Source organism: Nocardioides sp., assembly GCF_050699375.1.
GTDB lineage: Bacteria > Actinomycetota > Actinomycetes > Propionibacteriales > Nocardioidaceae > Nocardioides.
The window spans coordinates 1-10518 of the sequence record NZ_JBOHDN010000379.1; the positions used below are offsets into that span (position 1 = coordinate 1).

Sequence of the window (10518 nt, forward strand, 5' to 3'; positions counted from 1 at the left end):
CCTGCAGAAGTGACTTCTCGGCTGGAGGTGAGGTCGGCGGAAGCCTCAAGGGTTGCCGAGCCTTCCGCGGCGGCGTGGAACTCGGTGCCGACGCGGCGAAGGGGCCAGTAGGCCTCGGGGGCGAGGAGCAGGACCACGAGAGCCGTCTGCAGGTCGACCGAGCCGGCAGCCAGGCGGACTCCGATGATGACCGCCACGAGGGCGACCGAGATGGTGGCGACGAGCTCGAGCACGGCGGCGGAGGCGAAGGCGATCTTGAGGGTGTCTAGGGTGCGGCGGCGATAGCGGTCGGTGATCGCGGCGATGACGCCGGACTGGGCCGAGGCGCGGCCGAAGGCGACCAGGGTCGGCAGGCCCCTCATCACGTCGAGGAAGTGGCCGGCGAGCGCGGCCATCGCCCGCCACTGGCTCGCCGCCTGGTCGCGGGTGGCCAGGCCGACCAGCACGCCGAAGATCGGGATCAGCGGCAGCGTGAGCAGCACGATCAGTCCGCTGAGCGGGTCGGTCCAGGCGATCACCGCGAGCACCATCACCGGAAGCACGCAGGCCAGCACCAGCGCAGGCACATACCGCGTCAGGTACGGCTCGGCGGCCGAGACCCCGCGGGTGGCCAACGCCGACAACGACCCCGAGCTTCCGGTCCGGCCACGCAGGATCGCCCCGACCACCCGGCGCCGCAGGTCCGCCCCCACGACCCCCGCCGCCCGCGCCCCGGCGACGTCGGAGACCACGCCGATCACCGCACGGCCGACGAAGACGCCGACAACCGCCAGCGCCCAGCCACCCACCGGCCCCGTGTCCCGGATCGCTGCGATGAGCAGCCCGGTGACGGCGTACGTCTGGACGATCAGCAGCACCGCCCCGAGCACCCCCGCCACGACCACGACGGTCAGCGGCCGGCGGGCGACCATCAGCTGGGAGCGGAGACGGGGGTCGTTCGGTCGCATCGGACCTCGCTCAGTGGGCAGCCGGGATGTGGTGGATCGAGATCCGCTTGCGGAAGATCCAGTACGTCCAGGCCTGATAGCCCACCACGATCGGCGTGAACACCGCCGCGACGATCGTCATCAGCTTCAGGGTGTAGGGCGTCGCCGCCGCGTTCGTCGTGGTCAGCGAGTTGGCGACGTCGGTGCTCGAGGGCATCACGTCGGGGAAGAGGCCCACGAAGAGCCCAGCCACGGTGAGGCCGATGGCCAAGAAGGTGCCCGTGAAGGCGACCCCCTCACGACCGACGTACGCAGCCCCGAGCCCGCCCACGAGGGCCAGCGCCGCGGCCACGAAGAGGACGGCGGTCCCGACGTTGCCGGTCAGCAGCTGCGTCCAGACCAGGAACACGACGGCGAGCACCGCCGCAACGGCACCTAGCCGGAGCGCCAGCGCCCGAGCCCGGCCACGGATCTCACCGTCGGTCTTGAGCGCGATGAACATCGCCCCGTGGGTCACGAACAAGGAGAGCGTGACGAACCCGCCGAGGATCCCGAAGGGGTTGAGCAGGGTCAGGATCGTTCCGGTGAACTCGAAGTCGGCGTCGATCGGGACCCCGCGCACGATGTTGGCGAAGGCCACGCCCCACAGGAACGCGGGGACGTAGGACCCGAAGATCACCGCGCGGTCCCACCAGCCGGACCAGGTGGCCGAGGGTCGCTGGTGGCGATACTCGAAGGCGACCCCGCGCACGATCAGCGCGATCAGGATGAGGAAGACCGGCAGGTAGAAGCCGGAGATGAGCGTGGCGTACCACTCCGGGAAGGCAGCGAAGGTGCCTCCGATCGCGGTCAGCACCCAGACCTCGTTGCCATCCCAGACCGGGCCGATCGTGTTGATCATGACGCGCCGCTCGCGGTCGTCGCGGGCCAGGACGGGAAGCAGCATGCCGACGCCGAAGTCGAAGCCCTCCAGGACGAAGTAGCCGATCCACAGCACTGCGATGAGGCAGAACCAGATAGTCGTGAGTTCCATCGCAGGCTCCTCAGTACGCGAAGTTCATCGGCTCGTCGGCGTCCGAGCCGGAGCCGCGCAAGGTGGGTGAAGGGGGCTCGACGAACGGATCGGGCCCCATCTTCACGTACTTGATGAGCAGCCCGACCTCGACCACCGCGAGCACGGCGTAGAGCAGCGTGAACCCGATCAGCGACATCCACACCTCCCACGGCGCGACGCCCGGCGAGACGCCCTGGGCGGTCGTCAGCACGCCGAAGACCACCCACGGCTGGCGTCCCATCTCGGTGAAGATCCAGCCCATCGAGTTGCCCAGCAGCACCATCACCGGCGCCGAGATCGCCAGGGCCGGCAGGAAGCGCCCGACCAACCCCGAAGGCGTACGTCCCCGACGGGTCAGCCACAGCACCGCCAGCCCGACAAGCGCCCCGACGACGCCGAGGCCCATCATCCAACGGAAGGTCCAGTAGGTGACCGGGATGTTCGGGGTGTAGTCGCCCGGTGAGTAGTAGGTCTCCCCCGGCGTCGACCCGTACGTCTCGCGGTACTGCTCCTGCAGGTCGTAGATGCCCTCGACCTTGCCGTCGAAGGTGCCGGTGGCGACGAAGGAGAGCACACACGGCACCTCGAGCGCCCACTTCTCGTGCTTCCCGTCGCGCGTGCCGATGGTCAGCACCGAGAACGGCGCGCACGAGTCCGAGGTCTCCCACAGTGCCTCCGCGGCAGCCATCTTCATCGGCTGCACCTCGGTCATGATCTTGCCCTGTACGTCACCCGAGACCGCCACACCGACACCGGAGAGGACCATGATCCAGGCCGCCAGCACCATCCCGCGGCGATACATCGGGCGCTCGGCGTTGTCCTTGCCCGGACGCCGCAGGTAGAGCCAGCCCAGGACACCAAGCATGAAGGCCGCCGAGGTCAGGTAGGCGGCGAGGATGACGTGCGGGAACGTACCCAGCTGCACCTTGTTGAACATCACCGCCCAGAAGTCGGTGAGCTCGGCGCGACCGGTGACCTCGTTGAACCGGTAGCCGACCGGGTGCTGCATCCAGGAGTTGGCCGCGAGGATGAACCACGACGACACCAGGGTGCCGAGATGCACGATCCACATGCACGCGTTGTGCAGGGCCCGCGGCAGCTTGTCCCAGCCGAAGATCCAGAGTCCGAGGAAGGTCGACTCCAAGAAGAAGGCCAGCAAGGCCTCGATCGCCAGCGGCGCCCCGAAGACGTCGCCGACGAAGCGGGAGTAGTCCGACCAGGTCATCCCGAACTGGAACTCCTGCACGATCCCGGTGACCACACCGAGGGCGAAGTTGATCAGGAAGAGCTTCGCGAAGAACTTCGTCAGCCGCAGCCACTCGGGGTTCTTCGTACGCAGCCAGATCGTCTCCAGCACGGCGACGAGCATGGTGAGTCCCACCGTGAGCGGGACGAACAGGAAGTGGTAGACGGTCACGATGCCGAACTGCCACCTGGCTAACTCCAGGACGCTGTCCACGTCAGCCACTATGTCACTGTCGCCCCACGTGCCTCACCACCCCCTCTGAAGGGGTACGCCACGTGTGAGCCACCGCACCCGGAGCTGTCACAGGCGCCAGTGCCCGGCCGCCCAGCGTAGGCCGTAGCCGGCGACCGATCTTCCCCACTCCGGTGGGGAACACCGGGGCCACCAGACCCTAGGTCGGGTCCGCCGAGGTGAGCCTGTCGAACTGGGCGTCGTCCAGGTGCAGATCAGCCGCGGACACGTTGGCGCGCAGATGATTCACGCTCGTCGTTCCCGGCAGCGGAAGTATCCGCTGCCCGCGACGGCGCCCCTGCTCGTGGATCCAGGCCAGCGCCACCGTCCCCGCGGCGACGCCGTGCGCATCGGCGATATCGGCCAGCGCGGCGCCCAGCGACGTACCGGTCGACCGATGCAGAACGCCATGCCCGGTTGGTGAGTGCGCGACCAGGACGACATCGCGCTCGGCCAGCGTCGGCAGCATCGGCTCCACCGAACGCGAGGTCAGCGACCACTGCTCCTGGACGGCGAAGACCGGGTGCACGGCGTGCGCGCGGCGGACATCCTCCTCGGTGACGTTCGACAGCCCGATGGCCCGGATCTTCCCGGCATCGATCAGGTCGGCCATCGCGGTCACGGTCTCTTCGATCGGGGTGTCCTCGCTGCGATGATGCAGGTAGTAGAGGTCGATCGTGTCGACGCCGAGCCGCCGCAGGCTGCCCTCGCAGGACGCGACGACACTGGCCGCGTCGGCGTGCACACTAAAGTCCTCGGACCCGACCCATCGCACGCCGAACTTGGTGCACAACGTCACCTCGTCGCGGCGGCCGGCGATGGTCCGCCCGACCAGTTCCTCGTTGCCGTACATCTCGGCCGTATCGAGCACATTGATGCCGAGGTCGAGCGCGGCATGGACGACGGCCGCCGGGTCGCGATCGGCGTCGGCGTCCCCGGTGTCGCGCAGTCGCATCAGACCGAGTCCCTGGCGCGGCGGGTGATCGGTGTTCCACAGGGGCTCCACGGTCATGATCGAGATCCTAGGGACCTGGGCCAGCAGACGCCGAACGAAAAAGAAACCCGGCCGCCCTGGGCTCGAGGTCACGACCGCGGGGGGATGACCGCGACCTCGAGTCCGGGACGGCCGGGCTCCGTTCAAGTCCTCGTGCCACCCAGGCTGCAACAGATGGGGGAGCTGATGCGAACCAAGGTGTCACTCAAGACATTCCAGCCGAGGCGAACCTCAGCCGGTGAGATCACTATCTCATCATCCGAGGCGAGACACTGCGGTCGCGGACGTACTGTTTACGTACTGTAAACAGGTAACCTGCGTAACTGTTGGCCCCATACACGGGCGATACAGCGTCTCCACAGAAAATTCGGTAAGCATTGGCTGTACGTTGATGCAGTACTTGATGCTGGACCTGATCGCGCGGGAGGGGCGAGCATGTCGGATCGAGAGGGTGTCCTTTCAGGGGTCGTCGACGAGGTTGCCGACTACGTCGCCACCGGCCTGAGCGTGCATGTCGTCGGGCCCCGCGGATCGGGGCGGAGCGAGCTGTGCTCACTCGTCGCGGAGCGGCTCGAGGACGACGGACCGCCGGTGCTCCAGCTCAGCGGCCACTCCGCCTGGCAGAACGAGCCGTTCGCGGCCCTGACCGCCGCTGGGATCGGCACCTCGGCCACGCCCGCCGGCCCCCGTCGCACGATCGGCGAGATGACCGCGGCGCTGAGCAAGCAGCTGAGCAGCGGGACCGTCCTGGTGATCGACGACGCCGACGCCCTCGACACCTACTCGATCGGAGCGCTGCGCAACGTCCACCGCCAGCGACGCCTCCTGGTGGTGACCAGCAGCCGCCATCAGCATCCGGTCGTCGAGAACACGCTGATGCTCGGCATCGCGCCGGCCGTCCAGGTGCGTACGCCCACGCTCGAGGTCGATGAGGTGCACGAGGTGTGCCGGGCGATCCTCGGTAGCCCGGTGGAAGCCGGGTCCCTGGCCCGCATCACCATGGCGACCGGCGGACTGCTCGGGCTCGTCCGGGCCATCGCCACCGTCGGGCCGCGGGCTGGGGTGCTGGAGCAGCTCGACGGGCTGTGGCGGCTCCCGCGGCGTACGGGCTGGGCCCCTGAGCTGGCGCCTGCCGTGGAGCCGCTCGTCGCCGGGCTCGACCAGAGTGCCTGGGACGGCGCGACCGCGCTCGCGGTGACCGGCCCGGTGCCGTTGGACGAGGCCGAGAAGCTGGTCGAGCGGAGGGTGCTGGACGCGCTCTTCGCCAACGGGCTCGCCCGGCACAGCGAGGACGGCCCGGGCAGCGGCGTCGTGGGGCTCTATCCGCCGATGATCGGGGACTATCTGATCACCGAGGGATCGGCGTTCGGCCTGGTGATCGCACGCAACCATCTCGCCGCCGAGCAGCGGCTGCTCGACTACACCACCCACCGGCCGCGGGGCGCCGACGCCGCACTGCTGCACCAGCGCTCGCTGCGTCAGATGGCCGACGAGGTCGCCCGCGCGCGCCGGTCCTGGACCGAGGCGCCCTCCGCCGAGTCGGCGCTGCCGCTGCTCGTCGCACTCCGCAACACGGCCGCCCCTCGCGACCAGATCGACGAGGTCGAGCGGCGCACCCCGCTGACAGACAGCCCGGAATCGGCCTGGATGCTGGCCTGGTTCGCCAGCTGGAAGGCAGTCGAGCTGGGTGACCTGAAGGCGGCCAAGGACGTGCTCGACAAGGGCCTGAAGCAGGTGCCCAGCTTCGTGGCCACGCTCGAGGGCACCCGGGCACACCTGCAGTTCCAGACCGAGTTCGTCCCCGAGGTGCCCTCCGTGACGCCCGATCCGCGCGACGAGGTCGGGCCGGAGATCCTCGGGATCGTCGCGGTCGAACGCCTCCTCTCCGCCGGATCCGTCGAGCAGGCCCGCGTCCTTCTGGAGGACCACCACCCACGGCTCGAGCAGGCTGCGGGTCTGCAGGCCTTCCTCACCGGCCTGGCCGACGTGCTCGGCGGTGACCTGGATCGCGGGATCGACTTCGCCCACGAGCAGCTCGAGGCCGCCCATCAGGATGCGGATGCCGAGCTCATCCTGGTCCACGCCTACCTCAGCGTGCTCGCGCTGAGCATCGCCGGCCGGCTGAGCGAGGCGAGCCAGGTCGCGTTCCGCACCCTCTCCTCCTCGAGCGTCGCCGCCCACCGCGACCTCGCCCACACCGGCATCCTGACCCTCGGCGCGGAGATCGCGATGGCACAGGGCCGTCCCGAGTACGCCCGCAGCCTCGCCTCCCAGATCGGCGGCGCGAAGGTCCCGCTCGGTCCGTGGCCCGGGATGGTGGCCAGCATCATGGCGCCCTCCAACGGCCGGATGCCCAGCCTCAAGGAGCTGTGCGAGCTGGTCGGCCAGCGGCTGGACGCCGGGTACGTGGTCGGCGGGATCTTCCTCGCCATCGAGGCCGTCGAACGCGGTGTGAACGAGAACAAGCACATCACCCGAGCGGCCGCCCTCGGCGCGGACTCCGAGAGCCCGCTCCTGCAGGGCATGGGAGCGTACGCAGCCACGGCCGCCGCCGGCGACGTCGACGGCCTCCGTGAGGCGATCGTGACCCTCGCCGACGCCGGCGCCATCGTCTTCGTGACCAGGGCCGCCATCTCGCTGGCGATACTCCAACGCGACGCCGGCGACATCCAGGGCGCCGCCGAGACGCTCGACGTCGCCTGGGAGCGGTCCGAGATCTGCGGCAACCGCGCGGGCATGTTCCGCCGTGCGGCGACGCATATCGGGCTCTCCGCCCGCGAGGACGAGGTGCTCCGCCTGCTGCCGGAGGGCCGCACCTCGGCCTCGCTGGCCGCCGACCTGGAGATGAGCACCCGCACCGTCGAGACCCACCTGCACAACATCAGCCGCAAGACCGGGGTCTCCGGCCGCGAAGACCTCGCCCGGGTGGCGACCACCTGGCTCCGGCCGGCGCCGAACGGTGACTACTCGGCAGGCGTCAGGCACTTCACCAGCGGCTCGTAGAGCTCCTTGCTGGCCAGCTGATCGTCCTTCGACAGGTCATCAGGGCTGATCTGGGAGACATCCTCGGCCTCGACCAGGAGACGTACCGCCTCATCGGAGAGGTCGGAGTCGTAGTAGGTCTTCGCCAGGCAGGCGGTCTGGTCCTCGGTGACCTCGTCGCCGCCGGTCCGGGCGATCTGGGTCTCGATCTCCTCGAGGCTCGGCCGCTCGCTGCCGCCACCGTCACCGCGGTCCCCGCCTCCGCCGCTGTCCCCTCCTCCGCACGCGGTCAGCGAGAGCGAGGTCAGCAGGCAGGCCGCGGCGATCGCCGATCGGCGTTGCCAATTGCCTCGGGCTCCGCTTCGGCAGGTGTGGGGGTACGCGATCATGACCACGGATCATGGCGTACGCCACCCTCCCCCGCTAGAGGGGAGGGTATCGGCGACCTCAGGCGCTGGTCAGGAAGAAGAGCAGGTCCTGCCGGGTGAGGACACCGACCGGCTTGCCGGCCTCGTGCACCAGAAGTGCGTCGGAGGAGCCGAGGGTGTGGGCCGCGTCCTGTGCTCCGGCGCCCGATCCGATGGAGGGCAGCGGCGGGGACATGTGCTCCTCGACCGAGTCGGTGAGCTTCGCCTTCCCGGTGAACAGCGCCTCGAGCAGGGTCCGCTCCGAGACCGATCCGGCGACCTCGGCGGCCACGATCGGCGGCTCGGCGCGCACGACGGGCATCTGCGAGACGCCGTACTCCTGCAGGATGTGCACCGCCTCCGCGATCGTCTCGCCGGGGTGGGTGTGGACGAGGTCGGGCAGCCGGCCGGACTTGCCGCGCAGCACGTCGCCGACGGTCTGCTTGGCCGCCTCGCCGGTCGCGAAGCCGTACTGCGCCAGCCACTCGTCGTTGAACACCTTGGTCAGGTAGCCACGCCCCGAGTCGGGCAGCAGCACGACGATCACGGCGTTCTCGCCCTCCGGGGTGCCGGCCAGCTCCTCGGCGAGCTGCTTGGCTGCGTACGCGGCCATGCCGGCGCTCCCGCCGACGAGCATCTGCTCCTCGCGGGCGAGCCTGCGGGTGTAGGCGAAGGAGTCGGCGTCGGAGACCTCGATGATCCGGTCCGCGACGTCGCGGTCGTACGTCTCGGGCCAGAAGTCCTCGCCGACACCCTCGACCAGGTAGGGCCGACCGGTGCCGCCGGAGTAGACGCTGCCGGCGGGGTCGGCGCCGACGATCTGGACGTTCCCGCCGGTCTTCGCAGCCTGCTCCTTGAGGTAGCGGCCGATCCCCGAGATCGTGCCGCCGGTGCCGACACCGGCCACGAAGTGGGTGATCTTCCCCTCGGTCTGGCGCCAGATCTCGGGCCCGGTCTCCTCGTAGTGGGAGCGCGGGTTGTTGGGGTTGGCGTACTGGTTGGGCTTCCAGGCGCCGGGCTGACTCGCGAGCCGGTCGGAGACGTTGTAGTAGGAGTCGGGGTGCTCGGGAGGCACGGCGGTGGGGGCGACGACGACCTCGGCGCCGTAGGCCTTGAGCACGTTGCGCTTGTCCTCGCTGACCTTGTCGGGGCAGACGAAGACGCACTTGTAGCCCTTCTGCTGGGCCACCATCGCCAGTCCGACACCGGTGTTGCCGGAGGTGGGCTCCACGATCGTCCCGCCGGGCTTCAGCTCACCGGACGCCTCGGCCGCCTCGATCATCCGGGTGGCGATGCGGTCCTTCACCGAACCGCCCGGGTTGAGGTATTCGACCTTGGCCAGAACCAGCGGTCCCGCACCCGGTTTTGACGCCCCGGCACCGTCCAATGCCCGCTCCAGACGCACGAGCGGAGTGTTGCCGATGAGGTCCAGTAGCGAGTCCACGTACTCCATGACCACAGCGTATGTCCACTAGTTGAGATCCCCTATATCCCGATACTGAGTGCCCGCTATGAGGGCGAAGACTTTAGAGTGGTCCCCGTGGCGAAGAAGAGTCTGGCTCGCAAGAGCGCGTACGCCGGCGGGGGTGTGCTGGTCGCGACGGCCGCGTTCGCCGGCGTGCTCGTCGGCGAAGCCGCGCTCGCCGTCAGGGCGACCCATCAGGTCAAGATGCCGGTGGCGCCGTCCCCGACGGGGTGGTACGGACCGCGTCATCCCGGCAGGCCGATCAACATCGCGCTGCTCGGCGACTCGAGCGCGGCCGGCTACGGGATGAGCGAGGTCGAAGACACCCCTGGTGCCGTGCTCGCCTCCGGGGTCTCGGAGAAGGCGCACCGGCCGGTTCGCCTGCACGACCTCTCCGAGATCGGCGCGAAGTCGTCCGACCTGCACCCGCAGGTCGAGAAGGCGATCGCCGCCGACGCCGACCTCGCGGTCATCCTGGTCGGCTCCAACGACGTGATCCGCCGAGTGCGCCCCCGGGTCGCGGTGAGCCATCTCGCCCAAGCCGTCACCCGGCTCCAGGAAGCGGGCGTGACGGTGCTGGTCGGCACCGTCCCGGACCTCAGCACCGCGACCCCGATCCTGCCGCCGCTGCGCCAGGTCATGCGGGCCTGGTCGATCCGCATCGCCGCCGGGCAGATCTTTCACGTCATCCGAGCCGGCGGCCACACCGTGTCGTTGGGTGACGTCCTCGGCCCGGCCTTCAAGACCACCCCGGCCTACTGGTTCGGCGCCGATCAGTTCCACCCCTCGGCCGCGGGCTACCACGCCCTCGGCGAGGTGCTGGTCCCACCCGTGCTCTCGGTGCTGGACCTCGTCGGCGACGAGGACGCCATCTTGGAGACGTACAACGGCAAGCAGGTGATGCCGCTGGCAGCCGCCTCGCTCCGCGCCGTCATCCGGCCAGGCACCGAGATCGACCCCGCCCCGCGTCCTCGCGGCCGTGTCGGGCGCAACTGGGCCCGTGCCCGTTCCTTCGAGAACGAGCAGCGCGAGCCTCGCCGGGGCGAGCGCCCCGCCGATACTCCCCCGCTCCCCGAGCGGCAGGAAGCTCGCTAGCACCCGCCACCCCACCTGCCGAAGCGTCACTTCTGCAGGCCGAGAAGTCAGTTCTGCAGGCCGAGTTGGCACGGGGTGACTTCTCGGTCTGCAAAGGTGACGCCTCGGCCTGCAAAGG

8 protein-coding genes are annotated in these 10518 nt (G+C 69.5%); 2 read left to right on the top strand and 6 right to left on the bottom strand.

Annotated features, from left to right (window positions below; all coding sequences use genetic code 11):
• The 4 genes from ACRDPS_RS24870 to ACRDPS_RS24885 form a co-directional block, all read right to left on the bottom strand.
• Positions 1 to 947, bottom strand: a 947-nt coding sequence (locus ACRDPS_RS24870) for an ABC transporter transmembrane domain-containing protein (RefSeq protein ID WP_431504354.1), incomplete at its 3' end; no start/stop codon positions are given.
• Positions 948 to 957: 10 nt separating this feature from the next.
• Positions 958 to 1959 carry a cytochrome d ubiquinol oxidase subunit II gene (gene cydB, locus ACRDPS_RS24875; protein WP_431504355.1) on the bottom strand — a complete coding sequence of 334 codons (1002 nt, stop codon included), beginning with the start codon at positions 1957 to 1959 and terminating at the stop codon, positions 958 to 960.
• A 10-nt stretch (positions 1960 to 1969) separates the two neighbouring features.
• Positions 1970 to 3439: a cytochrome ubiquinol oxidase subunit I gene (locus tag ACRDPS_RS24880; RefSeq protein WP_431504361.1), complete on the bottom strand. Its 1470-nt coding sequence runs from the start codon at positions 3437 to 3439 to the stop codon at positions 1970 to 1972.
• A 178-nt stretch (positions 3440 to 3617) separates the two neighbouring features.
• The gene (locus tag ACRDPS_RS24885; RefSeq protein WP_431504356.1) at positions 3618 to 4469 is read right to left on the bottom strand and encodes an aldo/keto reductase; all 852 of its coding nucleotides are present in this window, start codon (positions 4467 to 4469) and stop codon (positions 3618 to 3620) included.
• A gap of 417 nt (positions 4470 to 4886) precedes the next feature.
• On the opposite strand from ACRDPS_RS24885, the gene ACRDPS_RS24890 reads away from it, so the two are divergent.
• Positions 4887 to 7454 carry a LuxR C-terminal-related transcriptional regulator gene (locus ACRDPS_RS24890; protein ID WP_431504357.1) on the top strand — a complete coding sequence of 856 codons (2568 nt, stop codon included), beginning with the start codon at positions 4887 to 4889 and terminating at the stop codon, positions 7452 to 7454.
• On the opposite strand, the gene ACRDPS_RS24895 is transcribed toward ACRDPS_RS24890, so the two are convergent.
• Together ACRDPS_RS24895 and ACRDPS_RS24900 are read right to left on the bottom strand one after the other, a co-directional pair.
• On the bottom strand, positions 7415 to 7822 hold the full coding sequence (locus ACRDPS_RS24895) for a hypothetical protein (RefSeq protein WP_431504358.1): 408 nt from the start codon (positions 7820 to 7822) through the stop codon (positions 7415 to 7417). The two genes, ACRDPS_RS24890 and ACRDPS_RS24895, sit on opposite strands and share 40 nt — an antisense overlap.
• A 58-nt stretch (positions 7823 to 7880) precedes the next feature.
• Entirely contained in the window at positions 7881 to 9293 is a 1413-nt protein-coding gene (locus tag ACRDPS_RS24900) for a cystathionine beta-synthase (protein ID WP_431504359.1), read from the bottom strand.
• Between the two features lie 87 nt (positions 9294 to 9380).
• Between ACRDPS_RS24900 and ACRDPS_RS24905 the strand changes: the two genes are divergently transcribed.
• Complete coding sequence (locus ACRDPS_RS24905; RefSeq protein WP_431504360.1) at positions 9381 to 10400, top strand: SGNH/GDSL hydrolase family protein; 1020 nt, start codon at positions 9381 to 9383, stop codon at positions 10398 to 10400.
• Positions 10401 to 10518 lie beyond the last annotated feature (118 nt).